This window comes from Embleya sp. NPDC005575, from assembly GCF_040605455.1.
GTDB lineage: Bacteria > Actinomycetota > Actinomycetes > Streptomycetales > Streptomycetaceae > Embleya.
The window spans coordinates 58507-79725 of record NZ_JBEXCV010000023.1; the positions used below are offsets into that span (position 1 = coordinate 58507).

The window sequence follows — 21219 nt, forward strand, 5'->3', positions numbered from 1 at the left end:
CTGACGGCCGCGGCACGCGCGCCGGGCATGGTGCGGCCCGGCGGCACGCGTCGCGAGCCGGCGCGAGGAGGTCGGGGGTCACCCGAACCGGCGGAAGGCGACGACGACGTTGTGCCCGCCGAAGCCGAACGAGTTGTTGAGGGCGGCGACGTTGCCGTCGGGCAGCGTGCGCGGCTCGTCTCGGATGATGTCCAGGTCGACCTCGTCGTCGAGGTCGTCCACGTTGATCGTGGGCGGCGCCATCCGGTGGTACAGGGCGAGCACCGTGGCGACCGACTCGACCGCGCCGGTGCCGCCGAGCAGGTGCCCGGTCATCGACTTGGTGCTGGTGACGGTGACCTTGTCGGCCGCCGCATCGCCGAGCGTGGCGCGGATCGCCTTGAGTTCGGTGACGTCGCCCGCCGGGGTCGAGGTGCCGTGCGCGTTCACATGCACGACCTCTTCCGGCTTGATCGCGCCGTTCTCCAGGGCCAGGGCCATCGCCCGGGCGATGTCGCGGCCGGTGGGCTCGGGTTGGGCGATGTGGTGGCCGTCGGAGCTGAGTCCGGCGCCCGCGACCTCGGCGTACACGCGGGCTCCGCGGGCCGCCGCGTATTCGGCGCTCTCCAGGACCAGGACGCCCGCGCCCTCGCCCATCACGAAGCCGTCGCGGCCCTTGTCGTACGGGCGCGACGCGCGCTCCGGCTCGTCGTTGCGCTTGGACATCGCCATCATGTTCGCGAAGGCGGCCATCGGCAGCGGGTGGATCGCCGCCTCGGTACCGCCGCAGACCACCACGTCGGCGCGGCCGGACCGGATCATTTCCAGGCCGTACGCGACCGCCTCGGCGCCGGAGGCGCAAGCGCTGACGGGGGTGTGCACGCCGGCCCGCGCGCCCAGTTCGATGCCGACGTTGGCGGACGGGCTGTTGGGCATGAGCATCGGGACGGTGAGCGGGCCGACCCGGCGGGGGCCCTTCTCGTGGAAGGTGTCCCACGCGTCGAGCAGGGTGGTGACACCGCCGATGCCGGACGCGATGACCACGCCGAGGCGGACCGGGTCCACCACGAGCGCATCCGGGGCGTCCTCGCCCGCGGTGTTCTTCGCCGCGTAGCCGGCGTCCAGCCATGCCTCGCGTGCGGCGATCATCGCGAACTGGCCGGACCGGTCCAGGCGACGCGCCTCGACCTTGGGCATGACCTCGAGCGGCTCGACGGCGATTCGCGCGGCGAAGGTCACCGGCAGTTGTGCGGCCCATTCCTCGGTCAGTGCCCGCGCGCCGGACGTGCCCGCCAGCAGCGCGGACCACGTGGTCGCGACATCGCCGCCGACCGGCGTGGTCGCGCCCAGACCGGTGACGACCACGGTTCGCGCGGCGTCGTTGCGCTCGGTCGACTTCACTGTCTTCTCACTCTCACGCTGTTGTTTCGGGCGATCCGGCGGCTGAGCGGGCCGGGGCCCGGTGTGGCTGCGACGGACCGGGCCGGACTCGCGGGTGCGGGTCCGGCCCGGAAAACGGCCGGCGCTACATCCGAGCTAGGCGGCGGCCTTGACGATGTAGTCCACCGCGTCGCGAACGGTCTTGAGGCCCTTGACGTCGTCGTCCGGGATCTTGACCTCGAACTTCTCCTCGGCCGCCACGACGACCTCGACCATCGACAGCGAGTCCACGTCCAGGTCGTCGATGAAGGACTTGTCCAGCTCGACCTCGTCCTGCGGGACGCCGGCGATCTCGTTCACGATGTCGGCGAGGCCCTCGAGGACCTCTTCCTGGCTGGCAGCCATGTTGCTCCTTGATTCGAATCTTTTGCGGTGACGGGTACTGCTTTTGTTGCTCGTCCGCCGGCGGCGACCGACAGGGGACTACGGAAGCGTAATGACCTGGCCCGCGTAGACGAGGCCGGCCCCGAATCCCATGATCAATGCGGTACCGCCGCTGACCGCTTCGCCGCTTTCGAGCATGCGCTCCATGGCGAGCGGGATGGACGCGGCGGAGGTGTTGCCGTTCTCGGCGATGTCGCGGGCGACCGGCACCTCGGCGGGCAGCTTGAGCGCCTTGATCATCGCGTCGGTGATCCGCATGTTGGCCTGGTGCGGGATGAAGGCGTCCAGGTCCTCGGCCTTGATGCCGGCGGCGTCCAACGCCTGCTCGCAGACCTTGGCCATCTCCCACACGGCCCACCGGAAGACCTTCTGGCCCTCCATCTTGAGCGTGGGGAAGTCCTGCTCCGGGCGGTCGCGCAGGTCGTTCCAGTCGACGGTCTGGGTGATCGCCTCGGACTGCGAGCCGTCCGAACCCCACACGACCGGGCCGATGCCCGGCGTGCTCGAGGGACCGATCACCACGGCGCCCGCGCCGTCGCCGAAGATGAACGCGGTGCCGCGGTCCGCCAGGTTGGTCAGGTCGCTCAGTCGCTCGACCCCGATCACCAGGACGTACTCGGCGCTGCCGCCGCGGACCATGTCACTGGCCAGCGAGACGCCGTAGCAGAAGCCGGCGCAGGCCGCGGAGACGTCGAACGCCGCCGCCCGCCCGCCGCCCGCCCCCAGGCGGTGCGCGATCTCGGTCGCGATCGCCGGGGTCTGCTTGAGGTGGGTGACCGTCGAGACGATCACACAGCCCACCTGCGACGCGTCCAGACCGGCGTGCGCGAGGGCCTTGCCCGCCGCGGCGATGGACATCTCCGCCACGGTCTCCTCGGCGGAGGCCCAGCGCCGGGTCTTGATCCCGGAACGGGTTTGGATCCACTCGTCGGACGAGTCGATTCGGTCCACCAGCTCGGAATTGGGCACGATCCGAGTTGGGCGGTAACCGCCGACGCCGAGGATGCGCGCGTGCGCGGCTCCGGCGCGGGGGGTGATGGAAGCGGTCACGCGTGGTCCTCCCGTACGGGTTCGCGGCCGGGTGGGTTCGCGGCCGGGTGCGGAGCGGGTGCCGCGGCGGGCGTCACAGCGAGCTCTGCGGGTGGATGCGCAACAGCGGCATGCCGGGCGCGACCGGGTCGCCGTCCTCGACGAGCCACTCGACCACGGTGCCGCCGTGCGGAACGGTGATGCTCTGCTCGTCGCGGTGCGAGCGCACCGTGGCGACCCGGGCACCGGGCGCGAGAGCGTCGCCCGACGTGATGTCGGTGAGCTCGATGATGCCCTTGAACGGCGCGACCACCAAGCGCCACGTGGGCGAGGCGTCGATCGTGCTGGGGCTGCCGTGCCGCTCGACCAGCTTGCGGGCTGCCTCCAGGTCGTCCGGGGTCTTGAGGGCGACCGTCTCCACGCCGGGCAGGGCGCGCTTGGCCAGACCGGTCAGGGTGCCGGCCGGGGCCACCTCGATCAGACCGGTGACACCCAGGTCCTTCATGGTCTCCATGCACAGGTCCCAGCGCACCGGGTTGGAGACCTGGGTGACCAGCCGCTTGACCACGTCACGGCCGTCGTGCAGCACCGCGCCGTCGGAGTTGGAGATGAACGGGGTGCGCGGGTCGCGCACGGTCACACCCGGCACCAGTTCGGCGAGTCGGTCCACTGCGGAGGCCATGTGCTCGGTGTGGAAGGCGCCGGCCACCGCCAGCGGACGTACCCGGGCCTTCTCGGGCGGGTCGGCGGCGAACGCGGCGAGCTGCTCCAGGGTGCCGGCGGCGACGATCTGGCCTGCGCCGTTCATGTTCGCCGGGGTCAGCCCGTGCTCGGTGATCTTGGCGAGCACCGTCTCCGGGTCGCCGCCGAGCACCGCGCTCATGCCGGTCTGCGTGACGGCCGCCGCGGCGGCCATCGCCTTGCCGCGCTCGCGCACGATGGTCATCGCCGACTCGGCGGTGATCACGCCGGTGCCGGCGGCGGCGGTCAGTTCGCCGACGCTGTGGCCGGCGGCGGCGCCGACCACGCGGTAGGCGTCGGAGGGGTGCGGGAACAGGGCGAGGGCGGCCACCAGACCCGAGGCGACGAGCAGCGGCTGGGCCACCGCCGTGTCCCGGATCTCGTCCGCGTCCGCCTTGGTGCCGTAGTGGATCAGATCGAGGCCCGTGACGGCGGACCACCAGCGCAGCCGCTTGGCGACGCCGTCGAGGTCGAGCCAGGGGGCGAGGAATCCGGGCGTCTGGGCACCCTGTCCGGGAGCGACGAGTACGAGCACGAGGTCAAGCCTCTCTCCTGCGAGGGGTGTGAGCCCCTTATCGGCAGGGACGAAGATCCGATGGTGACTTTGTGGGTTTCCTACAAAGATGTCTCGACTAGATCTCGATTGCGGCGAGCCGCCCGAGGATCAGCGAGACCTGGAGGGTGAAGGCGGAACGGGTCTCCGTGGGTACGAGTCCGGTCACGTCGACCACGCGTCGCAGCCGGTAGCGCACGGTATTCGGGTGTACGAAGAGCATCCGGGCGGCCCCCTCCAAGCTCGCCGCCTGCTCCAGGTACACGGAGAGTGTCTCCAGCAGCGCGGAGCCCGCCGCGTGCAGAGGTATGTAGATCTCCTCCACCAACTGCTCCCTGGCCCCCTCGTCACCCGCGAGCGCACGCTCGGGCAGGAGATCGTCGGCGGACACCGGCCGCGGAGCGTCCGGCCACGCGACGCAGGCCCGGTGTCCCGACATCGCCGCCTGCGCCGAGCGCACCGCGGCCAGCAGGTCCGGCACCTCGGGGCCGACCACCACCGGGCCCGGGCCGAACTGGCCGATCAGCGAGCGGGTGGCCCGGATCGGGTCGTCGGTACCGCCCAGGATCACCACGAGCCGCTCGCCCTGGACGCCGGTGAGCACGTTCAGTCGGGCGTGCCGGCCCGCCCGGTGGATGCCGTCCACCACCGCCTGCGAGTCCGCGTCCGGCGCGTTGCCCACCACCACCATGACCGAGTCCGGCGAACCCCAGCCCAGCGCCGAGGCACGGGAGAGGATGCCCTCGTCCGCCTCGCCGCGCAGCAGCGAGTGCACGACGAGCGCCTCCAACCGTGCGTCCCATGCGCCCCGGGTTTCGGCGGCGTGCGCATACACCTGCGCGGTGGCGAAGGCGATCTCGCGGGAGTACAGCAGCAGCGCCTCGCGCAGCGCCTGCTCGTAGCCGGGCGCGGCCAGCGTGGCGATCTCGGCCTCGACCACCTCGATCGTGGTGCGGATCAGCTCCACCGTGTGCGGCAGCGTGATGGTGCGGGTCAACTCGCGCGGCGCGGTGCCGAACACGTCGGCGCTGACCTTCTGCGGGGTCTCGGGGTGCCGGAACCATTCGGTGAACGCGGAGATGCCCGCCTGGGCGACCAGGCCGATCCAGGAGCGGTTGTCGGCGGGCATGTTCCGGTACCAGGGGAGTGCCTCGTCCATCCTGGCCAGGGCCGCTCCGGCCAGTGCGCCGGCGGACTTCTCCAGCCTGCGGACGGTCGCGGCGCGCAAATCGGGCTTGGAACTCACCGGGCCATCATCCTCTGCTTGTCGGGCGACTTCGTCGCCGGCTCGCGAGGCGCCGCTTTTTCTTTCCTTCGCTTCGCGAGTTCTTTTGGGCGGCTTCGTCGCCGGCTCGCGAGGCACCGCTTTTTCTTGGAGGAGCGAAGCGGGGGAAAGAAAAAGCGGCCCCTCGCTCGTGACTTCGTGTCCCTGCGCTTCGCTCCGGGCCACGAAGTCAAAGTTTGCGGCTCCGCCGCTCTCCGCGTTTCGCGCGTCGATCACCGGGGTGGGGGTGGGTCGGGGGCGCTGACACGCCGGGGGTGGGTGCTGTTGGGCCAGGGGGCTTGTGGGGCGGTCATGAGGGCTTGGTTGTCGTGGGTTGCCGCGTGTCTGCGTTCGCGGTCTGCGAGGGCGCCGTGTAGTACCGCCGTGTATACGGCTCGGGCCAGGCGGGCGCCCCATCGGGAGCGGGGGCCGCCGAATGGTTCCGTTGGGTTGTCGGGGGTTGGTGTGCGGGCTGCCACGCATACCGCGTCGGAGGGGGTTCCGGTGCATGCGTAGCCGGCGTCGAGGAGGGCCTGCACCTTTGCTTCGGTGATTGTGGCCACCGTGTTGATCAGGGCCGCGTCGGAGAGGGCGGCGGGGACCGCGGCGATGATGTTGATCGTGCCGGGTGGTGGGGCGCCGGGTAGGCCCGGGACCGGTGCTGCGGCCCACGTGGGGATGCCGATTCCGGTGGTGACCGCCGCCTCGGCGCCCTCGTCCGCGCCGTGCGTCCATGCGGTGACCTCGGCGGCGGTCATCAGACCCACCCCTGCCCCGGCCAGGCCCAGCGGCGCGGCCACCTCGGTCAGATGGGCGGCCGGGTCCATCCGGTCGTAGCCGGGCCGGACCTGGAGGTTGAGCACCCACGCGCGCTCGCCGATGCCGCCGCCGAGCAGCGCGGAGGAGGCCATTCGCCAACCGGGACCCGCCCGCCACACCAGTGCCGGGCGGCGGATGCCGTCCTCGTCGCGCCACACCGTGCGTGGGCGCAGCAGCTCGGCCGGGGTCTCGCGCGGCCGCGGCAGGGTGCTCACGCGGACCCCTCGGCGGTGTCCCGGCCCCGGTGCCCGGGCCGGATCAGGTGCACCTGTGGGCGGCCGTCCGGGCCCGGCTCGACCGATACGCGGGCCTGGTAGTGCTCGGCGATCGACTCCGGGGTGAGCACCTCGGCGGCCGACCCGGACGCCACCAGGCGCCCGTCGACCAGCATCAGCAGCCGGTCCGCGTACTGCGCGGCCACCCCCAGGTCGTGCAGTGTGGTGAGCACCGTGAGGCCGTCGTCGCGGCGCAGCCCGTCCACGATCTCCAGCACCTGCTGCTGATGACCCAGGTCCAGCGCGGTGGTCGGCTCGTCCAGGAGCAGTACCGGCGCCTGCTGGGTGAGCGCCCGGGCCAGCACCACCCGCTGCCGCTCGCCCCCGGAGAGCCGGCCCACGTCGCGGCCGGCGAACGGGCCCAGGTCCAGCCGCTCGATCACCTCGTCGGTGATCGCCCGGTCGCGCCGCCCGGGCCGGGCCAGGTAGCCCAGGTGCGGGGTGCGGCCGAGCAGGATGTACTCGTGCACCGGCATCTGCGCCGGCACCACCGGGCTCTGCGCGGTGTAGGCGATACCGCGGCCCAACTCGCGCCGGGTGAGCTCGCGGACCGGGCGGCCGGCCACGCTGATCGAGCCCAGGTAGGGCAGCAGCCCGGCTACCGCCTTGAGCAGCGTGGACTTGCCCGCGCCGTTGGGGCCGATCACCGCCAGCCACTCGCCGGGTTCGACATCCGCGTCCACCCCGCGCAGCACCGGCACCCGGTCGCGGTCCACGCCGGTTTCGCGCAGCACCAACCGGGCGCTCACACGTCCACCTTGCGGGTGCCGCGCAGCACGAACACGAAGAACGGCGCGCCGACGAACGCGGTGACCACGCCGATCGGCAGTTCGCCGGGCGCGGTGATCGTGCGCGCGATCAGGTCGGTGAGCACCAGGAACGCCGCACCGCACAGCAGCGACATGGGCAACACCCGGCGGTAGCTGCCGCCCACGAAGCGGCGCACGATGTGCGGCACGACGATGCCGACGAAGCCGATCAGACCGCTGATCGCGACCGCCGACGCGGTGGCGAGGGAGGCGGCGAGCAGCACCACCAGGCGCACCTGGCCGGCCCGTACGCCCAGCCCCGCGGCCTCCTCGTCGCCCACCGACATGACGTCGAGCAGGCGTCCGTGCACGAGCAGCACAATGGTGCTCACCAGCGCGTATGGCAGGATCATCCGCAGATCGGCCCAGCCGATCCCGGACAACCGGCCGAAGATCCACGAGTAGATCCGGCGCAGTTCGTCGGTGTTGGCCGACTGGACGTAGGTCTGCGCGGCGGCCAGGAACTGGGCGACCGCAACGCCGGCCAGGACCAGATTCGCGGTGCCGTCGGAGCGGCTCGCACTCGCGCCGAGCCCGTAGGCGAGCAGCACTCCGCCCATCGCGCCGACGAACGAGGCGAGCGGCACCACCGGGATTCCGCCCACGCTGTTCCCGTCCGCGTACACGATCACCAGGGTCGCGCCCAGGCCCGCGCCGGAGGCGGCGCCGAGCAGGTACGGATCGGCCAGCGGGTTGCGAAAAACGCCCTGATAGCCGGCGCCGGCCATGGCCAGCAGCCCACCCACGGTCACTGCTGCCAGCACCCGGGGCAGCCGCAGGTCCATCAGGACCGCGTACTGGACCGGGGACAGGCCGTGGTCCAGATGTACGAACGGCAGCTTGTCCAGCAGCGCGAGCAGCACCCCGCTCGCGGGCAGATCGGCCGCGCCGACGGTCAGCGCGAGCACCACGACACCGACCAGCAGTACGCCCGCGCCGAGCAGGGGCAGCACCGCCGGTCGGGATCGGATGGTCAGGAGATCCCGCACGAGCCGGCCGTCAGCCCTGCGTCGCGCCGGCCTTGGTGATGGCCTCCGACACGGCCCGGACCAGGTCCACCACACGCGGGCCCCAGCGCGAGGCGATGTCGTCGTCGAGCGAGACCACGCCGCCCTTGCGCACGGCGCTCACCTGGTCCCAACCCGGCCGCTTGGCCACCACGTCGGCGTTTTGGCCACAGCACTTGGTGTCGGCGAGGAAGACCAGATCGGGGTTGGCCTGCACAAGGTATTCGGCGGACAGCTGCGGGTAGCCGGTGCCGGCCTTGTCCGCCTCGTCGGCGATGTTCTTCAGGCCGAACTGCGCGTACACCTGACCGATGAAGGTCTTGGAGGTCGAGGTGTAGAGCGTGTTGTCCAACTCGTGGAAGTAGCCCAGCTGCTTCGCGGGCTTGGGCGTCGCGGCGACGATGGCCGTGATGTCCGTCTTCATCTTGGCCGCGACCTCGCCGGCCTGCTTGGCGTGGCCGGTGGCCGTGCCCAGCGTGGTCAGCTGCGCGTACGAGTCGTCGAAGGTCTTCGCCGCCGGCGTCAGCACAACCGGGATCTTGAGCTTGGTCAAGGACGCGACCAGGCCGTCGGTGTCGTCCGAGGCGATCACGAGGTCGGGGGTGTAGTTGGTGATCGCCTCGATGTTCGGCTTGAAGCCGGACAGCTTGGTCTTGGGCGCGCTCGCCGGGAAGTTCGACTGGTCGTCGACCGCGGTGACCTGGCCGCCCGCGCCGATCGCGAACAACATCTCGGTGGCGGTGGGCGCGAGCGAGACGATCTTCTTCGGAGCGCTCGCGATGGTGACCTTGGCACCGCCCGAGTCCACGGTGGCCGGGAACGCCTTGGCGTCGGGACCCGACCCGGCGGAGCCACCGGTCGCCGCCGGTGTGCCCTGGGCCTTGTCGTCCTTCGAATCGTCCGAGTCACCGCAACCGGTGAGGACGAGCGCGCCCAGCAGCAGCACGGCGGCGGAACGAAGCAGGGGTACGGATCTCAACGAAGACTCCAGGTCCTTCGACGCGGCAGGCATCGGGACCCGTGGAGACGGATCGCCCCTCCTGCGAGGCCGATGTCGTCGGCGCGGACGAGGCGACCCGGCTCGCCTCGAATTCCCGGGTGTCCGGGCGGGGCATCACGGTTGCGGGACAGCGCCGGGATCCCACCGGACTTCGCTGCGTTCGACGCCGTCGGCGACAAACCGGCCGCCGACGCGCGAACGATATCAACCGTGCCGTTCACCCTCGGTGAATGGGGCCGGATTGCGGGTGATCCACCGGCAATCGGGCGCTCCGGGCCAGGGCACGCCACGGGAACAGCCCATGCCGAGTCCGTGGTTGAACCGGGCATGACCACCTTCGACGTGCGCCGGGCCGGGGAACGTTTCCACACCCGGGCGGGCTGGCTCGACTCGCACCACAGCTTCTCCTTCAGCCGGCACTACGCGCCGGAGAACACCCACTTCGGACTGCTCCTGGTCAGCAATGACGACGTGGTGGCTCCCGGTACCGGCTTCGACACGCATCCGCACCGGGACATGGAGATCGTCACGTGGGTGCTTTCCGGATCCCTGGTGCACCAGGACTCCGAGGGCCACAACGGGATCATCCACCCGGGTCTGGCGCAGCGGATGAGCGCCGGCCGGGGCATCCTGCACTCGGAGAAGAACGACGCGGCCGGCTCGTCGGAGCCGGTGCACTTCGTGCAGATGTGGGTGGTTCCCGACGAGGACGGGATCACCCCGGGTTACCAGCAACAGGACGTGCGCGCCGAGCTGGAACGCGGCGGCCTGGTGCCGATCGCGTCCGGGCGGCCCGGGCACGACGCGGCGATCCGAATCCACCAGAAGGACGCCGCGCTGCATGTGGCGCGGTTGCCCGCGAGTGGCGGTGCGACGCTGCCGGACGCGCCGTTCGCGCACGTGTTCGTCGCCCGCGGGATCGTCGAGTTGGAGGGTGCCGGTGTGCTCGCGGCGGGCGACGCGGTGCGCCTGTCCGATGCGCAGGGGCAGCGACTCACCGCGTTCCCGGACGGGCCGGCCGAGGTGCTGGTGTGGGAGATGCACGCGGGGTTGACCCAGGCGTGAGGGTTCGTGCTTGCTTGGAGTGCGCTCCAACTCCGTAGCGTTTGTGTCGTGCCCGCCCCACCGGGGCGGGCTTCCCCCCGGAGGCTCAACCATGTCGGCCACGCAGCAGGTCATCGCACCCGAGGACTACGAGGTCGGCAAGTACTCGATCGGCGAAGTGGTCGAACGCACCGGCCTGACCGCGCACACGCTGCGCTGGTACGAGCGGATCGGCCTGATGCCGCACGTGAGCCGGCAGGGGCCCCGGACGGGAGGGGACGGGAACGGGCGGGGCAGTCGGCGTCGCTACAGCGACCACGATCTGGACTGGCTGGAGTTCGTCGGCAAGATGCGGCTGACCGGGATGCCGGTGGCGGACATGCTTCGCTACGCGGAGCTGATCCGCCTGGGCGACGAGACCCGGGCCGCACGCCGAGAATTGCTGGAGGACCACCGCGAGGAGGTCCGCAACCGGATCAGCGACCTCCAGAGCTGCCTGCTCGTGATCGACCACAAGATCGAGATGTACGCGGACGCGGAGCGGAGCAACGACGATGAGCACTCCCAAGACGAACACTCTCAAGCTGGGTGACGACGGCCCCGAGGTCTTTGCCCAGGGCCTGGGCTGCATGGGCATGAGCGCCTTCTACGCGGGCGCCGAGCACAACGAGTCGGTGGCCACGTTGGAGCGCGCCCTCGAGTTGGGCGTCACCCTGTTCGACACCTCGGACGTGTACGGCCCGCACACCAACGAGGAACTGCTCGGCGCCTTCCTCGCCGAGGGCGGCCGGCGCGAGCGGGTCACCCTGGCGACCAAGTTCGCGATCAACGTGACACCCGAGGGCGAGCGGGAGATCCGCGGCGACGCGGCCTACGTCAAGCGGGCCGCCGAGGCCAGCCTGCGCCGGCTGCGCACCGACGTGATCGACCTGTACTACATGCACCGCCGCGACGTCCGGGTGCCGATCGAGGAGACGGTCGGCGCGATGGCGGAACTGGTGCGCGAGGGCAAGGTGCGGCACCTGGGCCTGTCCGAGGTGACCGGCAAGGAGCTGCACGCGGCGGCGGCCGTGCACCCCATCGCCGCCGTGCAGTCGGAGTGGAGCCTGTTCACCCGCGACATCGAGGACGGTGTGGTGCCGGCCACCCGCGAGGTGGGCGCGGCGCTGGTCGCCTACTCACCGCTCGGCCGGGGCTTTCTGACCGGCGCCTGGGCCAGTGCCGACACGCTGCCGGAGGGCGACTTCCGCCGCTTCCAGCCGCGCTTCACCGGCGACAACGCCGCCGCGAACGCGGCCATTCTGGCGCCGCTGCGGGCGATCGCCGAGGCACACGACGCCACCCCCGCGCAGGTCGCGCTCGCCTGGGTGCAGTCGCGCACCGCGGCGTGGGACCTGTCGGTGGTGCCGATCCCGGGCACCACCAAGCGGCACCGCCTGGAGGAGAACGTGCGCGCGGTCGACCTGGTGCTCACCGAGGCCGAACTGGCCGCGCTCGAGCCGATCGCCGGGCAGGTCACCGGGGCGCGCTACCCGGACATGACGGCGACCTTCAACGACCGCGACTGAACCCGGGCCGAGGCGCCCCGCCCGGCGCGGGGCGCCTCAGCCGCGTCGGCGTCCCTCGCGTGCCAGGCGCGCGACCACGTGCGCACGCAGCAGGTGCTCGAAACCCGAGGCCCGGATCCGGCGCTCCAGTGCGGAGATCGTCGTGTGCAGGTCGGTCGCCGCCGCGATCAGGTCCCAGTCGTTCGCGGCCAGACGGGAGAGCAGATGACCTCGGCGGACCTGCTGCGGCGACAGCAGGAACGTCTTGCAGTAGGCGAGCCGGCCGTCTTCGTGGGTAATGCGCTCGCCGATGTGGTTGTCCCCGTCCAGGCGGAACGAGGGGAGGAATCGGTCGAGTTCGTAGGGCCCGAGGCGATACACGCTTTGGCGGGTGTACGCCGGCTCGCCGGTGAGCCCGGACAGCATCAGCCGATGGAAGCGCCCCCACGCGTCGTGCTGCCCGGCCGCCTCGCGGCGCAGGTCCGTGATCGAGGACACCCGGTCGGCCTCGATCGCTGCGACGAAGTCGGGCACTGCGGTGACGAAGTTGGCGTAGTGGTAGAGGACTTCGCCGTACATGTCGGTCAGCAGCGTGGTGTGCAGGGCCCGATAGTCGGCCGGATGCGGTACCACGAACACGCTCGCGAGCGCGTCCGCGACATACAGCGCGACGCCGCATTGGTTCGGGTGGATCTCGAACACCTTGAGCGCGTCCGCCAGTCCGCTTACCCGGCACCCGCAGAACGCCTCCTCCATCCGCGGCGACAGGCCCTCGCGCACGGCCTTGTCGGTCCATTCCTCCCACGCGATCGAGGGGCCGCCGAAGTGCAGCGCGAGGTAGCCCTCCATCGCCAGGTGCATCGGCAGGAAGCGCAGCCGGTTGCCATCCACCCGGCGGGCCATCCGGCGCAGTGCCCGCCCGGGCACCCGGACCTTCGCCCGGGGCGGCGGCGCCGGCCGCTCCTGGAGCTGGGTGCCGAAGACCGCCGCGGGATCCTCGCCGAGGTCCCATGACGCGACGAAGGCGTGCGGGATGAAGGACCGGTAGAAGGTGCCGTCGCCGACGTCGACGATCGACGGGTCGCCGGCCCCGTAGGCGCGCTCGTCCAGGCGCAGGTCGGTCATCGGCGCGTCCCGGACCAGCGGAACCAGCCGGATCGCCCCCCACACCTGCGCGGGGCGCGCGGTCAGCCCGGTCAGCTCGAAGTCGCCGATCACGCCGTCACCTTCCCGATCGGAAAGCGGTCCCTGCGGGCCGCGAGATATCCGCGCAATTCAGCGAATCCGGTCCGCCCCTCGGCGAATCGGGCCAACTCGATCAGCGCCGGTACGTCCTCCGCGTCGCGCACCCCCACCGTCGGCACGCTCGCGGACAACCGCTTCACGTCGAAGCCGTCCGCGTCGTACACCGGATTCAGGTGCACCACGGTGGTCGCCCCGTCCGGATCCAGCCGTTCGCGCCACACCCGCAGCACTTCGGCGGCCAGCCCCGGCGGGCTGTTGTCCCACCCGTCCGACACCACGACCAGCCGGTCGGGGGCCAGTTCGAGCGCGTCGATCAGCCGCTCGCCCAGCGGCGTGGGTCCGCTCGGCCGGACCAGGAGCGGATCGTGCAGCCCCGAGGTCCACAGGCCGGTGAACTCCCGGGCGAGCGCCTTCAGCAGGTAGCGGCAGGCCAGCGCGACGGCCAGCGGTCGCTGCCGCTTCACCACCGACCCGTACGAGGAGAAGCTGTCGTCGAGCACCGCGACGACCCGCCCCCACGACCCCGCGGCGTTCCCCGCCGCGCGGCCTGCGGCGACGGTCAACGCGTGCCGCAGCTCGTCATAGCGGGACGTGCGCTCGGCCCGGGACAGCGACAGGACGTACGACGCGAGCCGGGTCAGCGGCATCTCGGCGAGCTCCGCCTTGACCGACCCGACCTTGGCCCGCTCGCCGGCGCCCTGCAACCGCAGCCGCTCCAGGCGGGTCAGCTGCGGGGCGATCTTCGCCAGGAACGTCGCGCGGTCGATGCCGTGCTTCGAGGCGAGCCCCTCGGCGACCGTGTACGGCAACTTGTACAGCGCGGTCGCGGCGTAGTGCGCCTGCCGCCAGTTCTCGTACAGCGGCGTGGTGAAGACCGGCACCTTGCGCAGGGCGGTGAACAGGAACGCCCCGGTCTCCCCGGGGATTGCCAGGTGCGCGTGCCGCATCGTGGCCTTCACCCCGGTCCGGTACTTCACCGCGTCGAAGACCGGATCGCGGCGCTGCGCGGTCCAATCCCGCATGATCGCCCGGGTGCGCCGGTTGTTGACGCCCCGTCGGGCCAGCTCGCGAAAGAGCTTGTAGACCCGCTGAGGGGCCATCAGTTCAAGCCGGCGCGCGATCAGTTCGCCCTCGCGGCGGCGCTCCTGGGGAGTCAGGTCGCGGCTGTTCTCCAGCAGATTCCGAATGAGGAGGGCCGCGTTGAAGTCGTTGATGTCCAGCGCGAGTGTCGCGGCGTACAGCTCGCGGTAGTTGCCGAGCACGTACTCGTGCAAGAACTCGACCGACAGCCGTTGCGTCTCCGCGTCGTCGCGGAACTCGCGCTGCCCGGTGGAGGTCACCGCCGCGTTGACGAACATCACCACGTCCTCGCACGCGGCCAACTCCCGGCGATCCACCACGCGTCCCCTCGGCCGAGCAAAGCGGAAGCCGGCCGGGGAATGGAGGCGCGAGCAGCGAAGTGACGCTTAAGAGGCGATTCCGAAAGTCGCAGCCGAAGTCCCGCGGCCGGCACCCCGAGTCTAGGCCCGGGCCGATTGCGAAGGCGCGGATATTACGGGTGAGGCCCCGATCCGCGAACGGATCGGGGCCTCATTCGTACTACGTGCCGATCAGGCGTCGCCGCCGACCGTGCCCACTCCGGCCGCCTTGACGTCCAGGAGTTCGTACTTCTCGATCGCCTTCGTCACGATCCCCGGCTCGATCTCGCCGCGGCGAGCCAGCTCGGACAGCACACCCACCACGACGGACTCGGTGTCCACGTGGAAGAAGCGCCGCGCCGCGCCACGCGTGTCCGCGAAGCCGAAGCCGTCGGTGCCCAGCGACGCGAAGTCGGCCGGGACCCAGCGCGAGATCTGGTCCGGGACGGCCCGCATCCAGTCGCTGACCGCCACCACCGGGCCGGGCCGGCCGTCGAGTACTCGGGTCACGTACGGGATGTGCGGCTCGGCCTCGGGGTGGAGCAGGTTGTGCTCCTCCGCCGCGACCGCGTCGCGCCGCAGCTCGTTCCAGGACGTGGCCGACCACACGTCGGCGACCACGTTCCAGTCCTCGGCGAGCAGTCTCTGCGCTTCCAGCGCCCACGGCATACCGACACCGGAGGCGAGGATCTGGGCACGCAGCGCGCCCTCCTTGGCGGGACCGTCCTGGTAGAGGTACAGACCCTTGAGGATGCCGTCCACGTCGACGTTCGCGGGCTCCGCCGGCTGCGCGATGGGCTCGTTGTAGACCGTCATGTAGTAGAAGATGTCCTCGGCGTCCGGACCGTACATCCGGCGCAGACCGTCCTTGACGATGTGCGCGATCTCGTACGAGAACGCCGGGTCGTACGCCACACAGGCCGGGTTGGTCGAGGCCAGCAGCTGCGAGTGCCCGTCCGCGTGCTGGGTGCCCTCGCCGGTCAGCGTGGTGCGACCGGCCGTGGCGCCGAGCACGAAGCCGCGGCTGAGCTGGTCGGCCATCTGCCAGAACTGGTCGCCAGTGCGCTGGAACCCGAACATCGAGTAGAAGACGTACACGGGGATCATCTGCTCGCCGTGCGTCGAGTACGTCGAGCCCGCGGCGATCAGCGACGCCACACAACCGGCCTCGGAGATGCCGTCGTGCAACATCTGGCCCTGCGCCGACTCCTTGTACGACAGGAGCAGCTCACGGTCGACCGAGTCGTAGGTCTGCCCGTGCGGGTTGTAGACCTTCGCGGTCGGGAACATCGCATCCATGCCGAAGGTGCGGTACTCGTCCGGCGCGATCGGCACGAAACGCTTGCCGATCTCGGAGTCGCGCATCAGGTCCTTGAGCAGGCGCACGAACGCCTGCGTCGTGGCGACCGGCTGCTTCGAGCCCTTCTTCAGCACGCTGTAGACCGGGTCGCCGGGCAGCTTGAGCGGCTTGGAGCGGTCCAGCCGCTGCGGCAGCGAACCACCGAGCGCGGCGCGCCGCTCGCGCATGTACTCCATCTCCTCGGACTTCTCACCGGGGTGGAAGTACGGGGGAACGTCGCCTTCGAGCTGCTCGTCCGAGATCGGCAGGTAGAGCCGGTCGCGGAACGCCTTCAGGTCCGACTTGGTGAGCTTCTTCATCTGGTGCGTGGCGTTGCGCGACTCGAAGTTCGGGCCGAGCGTCCACCCCTTCACCGTCTGCGCCAGGATCACCGTCGGCTGGCCGACGTGCTCACGCGCCGACTTGAAGGCCGCGTAGACCTTGCGGTAGTCGTGCCCGCCGCGACCGAGCTTTTGGATGTCCTCGTCGGACAGATCCGCCACCATCCGGCGAAGCCGCGCGTCGTCGCCGAAGAAGTGCTCGCGCACGTAGGAGCCGGACTCCACCGCGTAGGTCTGGAACTGGCCGTCGGGCGTCGTGTTCATCTTGTTCACGAGCGCGCCGTCGGTGTCCTGGGCCAGCAGCGGGTCCCAGTCGCGACCCCAGACGACCTTGATCACGTTCCAGCCGGCGCCGCGGAAGTACGACTCCAGCTCCTGCATGATCTTGCCGTTGCCGCGCACCGGACCGTCGAGCCGTTGCAGATTGCAGTTGATCACGAAGGTGAGGTTGTCCAGCTCCTCACGGGCGGCCAGGCCGATGTTGCCCAACGACTCCGGCTCGTCCATCTCGCCGTCGCCGAGGAAGGCCCAGACGTGGCTGCGCGAGGTGTCCTTGATGTTGCGGTTGTGCAGGTACCGGTTGAACCGGGCCTGGTAGATCGCCCCGAGCGGGCCCAGGCCCATCGAGACGGTCGGGAACTCCCAGAAGTCCGGCATCATCCGCGGGTGCGGGTAGCTGGGCAGCCCGTTCGGGGCGGCCGACTTCTCCTGGCGGAATCCGTCGAGCTGCGCCTGGCTGAGACGTCCTTCCAGGAAGGCACGTGCGTAGATGCCCGGGGACGCGTGTCCCTGGAAGTAGATCTGGTCGCCCGATTCCCCGTGGTCCTTGCCGCGGAAGAAGTGGTTGAAGCCGACCTCGTACAGGCTCGCCGAGGACGCGTAGGTGGCGATGTGACCGCCGACCCCGAGCCCCGGGCGGTTCGCCCGCGACACCATGATCGCGGCGTTCCACCGGACGAACGCACGGATGCGCCGCTCGATGTTCTCGTCGCCGGGGAACCAGGGCTCGCTCTCCGGGGGAATCGTGTTGATGTAGTCCGTGCTGCGCAGAGCCGGCACGCCGACCTGTCGTTCACGGGCCCGTTCGAGCAGCTTGAGCATGATGTAGCGGGCTCGCTGGCGGCCCTGCTCGTTGATGACTGCGTCCAGCGACTCCAGCCATTCCCCGGTCTCGTTCGGATCGATGTCGGGGAGCTGGCTCGGGAGGCCGTCGCTGATGATCGAGAAGCGCTCTCGTCCGGAAGCCACGCTGTTCCTTCGCCTTATCGGTAGATGGGGACCCTCCCCGCGAGAGCGGGGTCGACCACCCTGAGCGGTGTCGCGCCGTCCCCATCGTGGTACCCGGACGTTGGATCCGTCATCTCTACCGACCGGTAATGGACCGGCGGGGTTGCCCGCCTGCATCACATTCACCGATCCCGATCCGTGTTCGGTTACCGCGAAAGGAGCGGAGCTGCCCTGATCGTCCGGCTGTCGCCGGACGCTCCACGCGGCGGTTCGCGATTGCGGGGTGATGCAACCGTGAACCTCCAAGACCTTACGCCGACTGTCTTACGCACAGCGCACTGGCGTAGTTCCCTGGGAGGGTGTGAGTGGTTTCGCACCCGTACGGGGCGGACGCGGTGATCGAGTGTCCCGGCGGTGCCGATCCGGCCGCCGGACGGCCCCGGCGGACCCGGTGAGTTTTCGTCTGTCACGCTGGACCCTCGAATACGTTGCGTGATCCACACCTGGTCGGGGTAGCTTGCGGACAGGACGTGGTGTGGCGTTTGCGCGAGTACGTGACCTGGGTACTTGCGCGAACAGCCTGGCGCGTGTGGACTTACGCGCGTGAGCCCCGAAGCGTTGTGGGGCCGGACAAGGGAGGTTAATTCGTGAGCGCGACCGCGGACCACGCGGAAGAGCGGGCCAATTCGGCCGTTCGACTTGGGTTCCAGCCCGGACAGGTGGTCCAGGAGCTCGGTTACGACGACGACGTGGACGAGGAGCTGCGCGAGGAGATCGCGGAACTCACCGGCAACGAACTCGTCGATGAGGACTACGAGGAAGACGTTGCCGACGTCGTCCTGCTGTGGTTCCGCGAGGATGACGGCGACCTCGTCGACACCCTCGTGGATGCCCTCGCCACGCTCACGGATGGCGGCCATATCTGGCTGCTGACCCCGAAGACCGGCCGGGACGGATATGTAGAACCCTCGGATATCGGTGAGGCCGCGCCGACGGCGGGATTGGCCCGCACGACGAGCTTCGGCGCCGTCAAGGATTGGTCGGCGACCCGTCTGGTGTCGCCCAAGGCGGTGCGCAGCGGCAAGAAGTAAACCGATGCCACTGCGGTAAGCAGACGAATGCGAGACCCCGGACGGTGACTCAGGTCACCGGTCGGGGTCTTGCTGTTTTGCGTATGGGGTTGGGTGCGGGCCGGGGCGCGAGTGGAGCGTGCCGGGCCGGGGTGTCGGGGATGGTCAGGGGCGGGGGCGGGTCAGGGCGGGGAGGAGGGCGGATATCCGGCCGACGCTGCCCAGGGCGGTGGCGGTCAGGCGTAGGGCCGGGCCGCCGGGGAGGCCGGGGACGTGGTCGAGGAGGGGGGCCAGGGCGAGCAGGCCGGGGAGGTTGTGCGGCTTGAGGTCGCGTCGGGCCAGTAGGGCGGGGACGGCGCGGCGGCCGGCGGAGGCGTCCAGGAGCAGGGCGGCGGAGCGGGCCTCGACGGCGGGCAGGCCGGGTCGGCCGGGCGGGAGCGGGAAGACCTCCCAGCCGATGCCGTCGGCGCCGGGCGCGGCGAAGCCCCAGCCGCCGCCGGGTATGGCCAGCCCGGTTCGGGTCCGGACGCCGTGTCGGGCGGCGAGCGCGCCGGTGATGTCGGCCAGGGCCAGCACGCCGGCGTCGAGCAGTGCGGCGGGTGGTTCGCCGGCGCCGCACGGGGTCAGGTCGAGGGCGTGCACGGCCAGTTCGTAGGCGATCGCGGCGAGCTGGGTGAGCAGTGGGACCGGGCCGACCTGGGAGCCGGTGCGGGCCAGGGCCAGGGTCGGGTTTTGGGCGGTCGCGTCGAAGGCGGCGGCCAGCCGGGTCCGGCCGTCGTCGAGGGCGGCGAGCAACTCCGCGGACGTGGCGTCGCGATGCGCGTCGACCAGGCGGGCGTTGACATCGTCCTGGTGCATCGGGGCGGCGTCGGGGGCGCATCGGCCGGTTGCCTCGGCGAGCAGGCGGTCCAGGAGTGGGGCCTCGGGCCAGGACGCGAGGTGGGCGATCACGGCGCGGCCGTCCCAGCCGGGTAGGCGGGAGGGTGCGTCCGGGTCGACTCGGGCGGCCAGGTCGCGGAAGGCGTCCCAGGCGGTGAGGGCCCGTGCGCGTTGCGTCGGGGTGGGCATGGAGGCGGTGCCCCATGGGCCGCTCACGATCTCGATCGAGGACATGTCCGCATACTGCCCGCTGGGTCGGGGTGCGAACGCTGGGGCCCTCGGGTTGGGGGCCGGGTTGGCCTCAAGCGCCGGCCGGGCTACTTGGCCTCAGGCGCCGGCCGGGCTGGGTTGGCCTCAAGCGCCGGCCGGGCTACTTGGCCTCAGGCGCCGGCCCGGCTGGGTTGGCCTCAGGCGCCGGCCGGGCTGGTTGGCCTCAAGTGCCGGTCGGGCTTCGGGCCGGCTGTTGGGTGGGGCGGTCGGGACGAGGGGTTTTTGGGGGCACGGCTAGGCTCGCCGATGAGAGGCGGACGTCGCCCGGGACAAGGAGATCGCATCATGGCCGTCGAGATCGGCAGCAAGGCCCCCGAGTTCGAGCTCAAGAACCAGCACGGTGAGGTCGTTCGGCTGGCGGACTTCCGTGGTGAGAAGAACGTTCTGCTGGTCTTTTATCCGTTCGCGTTCACCGGTGTGTGCACCGGTGAGCTGTGTGCGCTGCGCGACGACCTGCCCAACTACCAGAACGACGACGTGCAGGTCCTGGCTGTGTCCTGCGACGCGCCGTTCTCGCTGCGCGTGTTCGCCGAGCAGGAGGGCTACGAGTACCCGCTGCTCTCGGACTTCTGGCCGCACGGCGGGGTCGCGCAGGCGTACGGCGTCTTCGCCGAGGACAAGGGTTGCGCCGTGCGGGCGACCTTCGTCATCGACAAGGAGGGCGTGATCAAGTGGAGCGTGGTCAACGCCATCCCGGACGCGCGGGACGAGGCGGAGTACCTGAAGGCGCTCGCGAGCGTCTGATCCGGTGCGCGGTCGGGGGTTCTCCGGGTGGTTCGGGCGTAGGTCGGGCCGGGCCGGGGTACCCATGCCGCGGCGAGACTCCCGCCGGTCAGGAACTCCTGACTAGGATCGGCGCGTTGTCACGTATGTAGGCGAAAATTCCGGGGCACCAGTTGCTCCATGAACCTTTGGAGGACTCGTGGGCGTCAGCCTGAGCAAGGGCGGCAACGTCTCGCTCTCGAAGGAGGCTCCGGGCCTCACTGCTGTTCTGGTCGGCCTGGGCTGGGATGTGCGTACGACCACCGGCACGGACTTCGACCTCGACGCGAGCGCGATCCTGCTCAACGGAAGTGGTCAGGCGCCGTCGGACGGGCACTTCGTCTTCTTCAACAACCTCAAGAGCCCCGACGGCTCCGTCGAGCACACCGGTGACAACACCACCGGTGAGGGCGAGGGAGACGACGAGGCGATCAAGGTCAACCTGGCGGGTGTTCCGGCGGATGTCGAGCGGATCGCCTTCCCGGTCTCGATCTACGACGCCGAGACGCGCCAGCAGAGCTTCGGCCAGGTCCGCAACGCGTTCATTCGCATCGTGAACCAGGCCGACAACAAGGAGCTCGCCCGGTACGACCTCACCGAGGACGCGTCCACGGAGACCGCGATGGTCTTCGGCGAGCTGTACCGCAACGGCGCGGAGTGGAAGTTCCGCGCGGTCGGCCAGGGCTACGCCTCGGGCCTGCGCGGTATCGCCAAGGACTTCGGAGTCAACGTCTGATAGCGCGAGACATCACGAACGCCCGCCGACCGCATCCGCGG

General features: G+C 70.6%; 18 protein-coding genes and 1 pseudogene. 6 read left to right on the forward strand and 13 right to left on the reverse strand.

The window, feature by feature from the left end; all coding sequences use genetic code 11:
- Window positions 1-78: 78 nt before the first annotated feature.
- From fabF to ABZS54_RS11055, 9 genes and pseudogenes are all read right to left on the reverse strand, one after another.
- Window positions 79-1380: a beta-ketoacyl-ACP synthase II gene (fabF, locus tag ABZS54_RS11015; RefSeq protein ID WP_355533411.1), complete on the reverse strand. Its 1302-nt coding sequence runs from the start codon at window positions 1378-1380 to the stop codon at window positions 79-81.
- Window positions 1381-1515: 135 nt separating this feature from the next.
- Window positions 1516-1764: an acyl carrier protein gene (locus ABZS54_RS11020; protein ID WP_355533414.1), complete on the reverse strand. Its 249-nt coding sequence runs from the start codon at window positions 1762-1764 to the stop codon at window positions 1516-1518.
- 78 nt (window positions 1765-1842) lie between these two features.
- Window positions 1843-2853, reverse strand: a complete 1011-nt coding sequence (locus ABZS54_RS11025; protein WP_355533417.1) for a beta-ketoacyl-ACP synthase III — start codon at window positions 2851-2853, stop codon at window positions 1843-1845.
- Window positions 2854-3196: 343 nt separating this feature from the next.
- A pseudogene (locus ABZS54_RS11030) lies at window positions 3197-4108 on the reverse strand (ACP S-malonyltransferase); the annotation flags it as partial.
- A gap of 97 nt (window positions 4109-4205) precedes the next feature.
- Window positions 4206-5372 (reverse strand): helix-turn-helix domain-containing protein, encoded by a 1167-nt coding sequence (locus ABZS54_RS11035; protein WP_355533420.1) that lies wholly within the window; start codon window positions 5370-5372, stop codon window positions 4206-4208.
- 251 nt (window positions 5373-5623) lie between these two features.
- A complete protein-coding gene (locus ABZS54_RS11040) occupies window positions 5624-6424 on the reverse strand; it encodes an adenosylcobinamide amidohydrolase (protein ID WP_355533423.1) in 801 nt (266 codons plus the stop codon).
- The gene (locus ABZS54_RS11045) at window positions 6421-7233 is read right to left on the reverse strand and encodes an ABC transporter ATP-binding protein (protein WP_355533426.1); all 813 of its coding nucleotides are present in this window, start codon (window positions 7231-7233) and stop codon (window positions 6421-6423) included. Before ABZS54_RS11045 ends, ABZS54_RS11040 begins: the two co-directional genes overlap by 4 nt.
- Window positions 7230-8282 (reverse strand): iron ABC transporter permease, encoded by a 1053-nt coding sequence (locus tag ABZS54_RS11050; RefSeq protein ID WP_355533429.1) that lies wholly within the window; start codon window positions 8280-8282, stop codon window positions 7230-7232. The genes ABZS54_RS11045 and ABZS54_RS11050 overlap by 4 nt, the downstream gene beginning before the upstream one ends.
- A 10-nt stretch (window positions 8283-8292) precedes the next feature.
- Complete coding sequence (locus tag ABZS54_RS11055) at window positions 8293-9279, reverse strand: ABC transporter substrate-binding protein (RefSeq protein ID WP_355533431.1); 987 nt, start codon at window positions 9277-9279, stop codon at window positions 8293-8295.
- Between the two features lie 348 nt (window positions 9280-9627).
- Here ABZS54_RS11055 and ABZS54_RS11060 point away from each other — a divergent pair, with 348 nt between their 5' ends.
- The 3 genes from ABZS54_RS11060 (at window position 9628) to ABZS54_RS11070 (ending at window position 11912) form a co-directional block, all read left to right on the forward strand.
- A complete protein-coding gene (locus ABZS54_RS11060) occupies window positions 9628-10365 on the forward strand; it encodes a pirin family protein (protein WP_355533434.1) in 738 nt (245 codons plus the stop codon).
- Window positions 10366-10456: 91 nt separating this feature from the next.
- The gene (locus tag ABZS54_RS11065; RefSeq protein WP_355533437.1) at window positions 10457-10936 is read left to right on the forward strand and encodes a MerR family transcriptional regulator; all 480 of its coding nucleotides are present in this window, start codon (window positions 10457-10459) and stop codon (window positions 10934-10936) included.
- Window positions 10899-11912, forward strand: coding sequence for an aldo/keto reductase (locus ABZS54_RS11070; RefSeq protein ID WP_355533440.1), 1014 nt, complete (start codon window positions 10899-10901; stop codon window positions 11910-11912). The genes ABZS54_RS11065 and ABZS54_RS11070 overlap by 38 nt, the downstream gene beginning before the upstream one ends.
- Before the next feature lie 36 nt (window positions 11913-11948).
- On the opposite strand, the gene ABZS54_RS11075 is transcribed toward ABZS54_RS11070, so the two are convergent.
- The 3 genes from ABZS54_RS11075 to aceE all read right to left on the reverse strand — a co-directional run bounded on the left by ABZS54_RS11075 (window position 11949) and on the right by aceE (window position 17482).
- The gene (locus ABZS54_RS11075; RefSeq protein WP_355533443.1) at window positions 11949-13109 is read right to left on the reverse strand and encodes a hypothetical protein; all 1161 of its coding nucleotides are present in this window, start codon (window positions 13107-13109) and stop codon (window positions 11949-11951) included.
- The gene (locus ABZS54_RS11080; RefSeq protein ID WP_355533446.1) at window positions 13106-14536 is read right to left on the reverse strand and encodes a hypothetical protein; all 1431 of its coding nucleotides are present in this window, start codon (window positions 14534-14536) and stop codon (window positions 13106-13108) included. The genes ABZS54_RS11075 and ABZS54_RS11080 overlap by 4 nt, the downstream gene beginning before the upstream one ends.
- 210 nt (window positions 14537-14746) lie before the next feature.
- Window positions 14747-17482 carry a pyruvate dehydrogenase (acetyl-transferring), homodimeric type gene (gene aceE / locus ABZS54_RS11085; RefSeq protein ID WP_355533449.1) on the reverse strand — a complete coding sequence of 912 codons (2736 nt, stop codon included), beginning with the start codon at window positions 17480-17482 and terminating at the stop codon, window positions 14747-14749.
- A 626-nt stretch (window positions 17483-18108) separates the two neighbouring features.
- Between aceE and ABZS54_RS11090 the strand changes: the two genes are divergently transcribed.
- The gene (locus ABZS54_RS11090; protein ID WP_026217985.1) at window positions 18109-18552 is read left to right on the forward strand and encodes a DUF3052 domain-containing protein; all 444 of its coding nucleotides are present in this window, start codon (window positions 18109-18111) and stop codon (window positions 18550-18552) included.
- Window positions 18553-18696: 144 nt separating this feature from the next.
- Here ABZS54_RS11090 and ABZS54_RS11095 read toward each other — a convergent pair whose 3' ends face one another.
- A complete protein-coding gene (locus ABZS54_RS11095) occupies window positions 18697-19644 on the reverse strand; it encodes a maleylpyruvate isomerase N-terminal domain-containing protein (protein ID WP_355533452.1) in 948 nt (315 codons plus the stop codon).
- Between the two features lie 321 nt (window positions 19645-19965).
- Between ABZS54_RS11095 and ABZS54_RS11100 the strand changes: the two genes are divergently transcribed.
- The gene (locus ABZS54_RS11100) at window positions 19966-20424 is read left to right on the forward strand and encodes a peroxiredoxin (protein WP_020554992.1); all 459 of its coding nucleotides are present in this window, start codon (window positions 19966-19968) and stop codon (window positions 20422-20424) included.
- Window positions 20425-20602: 178 nt separating this feature from the next.
- Window positions 20603-21178: a TerD family protein gene (locus tag ABZS54_RS11105; protein WP_355533455.1), complete on the forward strand. Its 576-nt coding sequence runs from the start codon at window positions 20603-20605 to the stop codon at window positions 21176-21178.
- Window positions 21179-21219 lie beyond the last annotated feature (41 nt).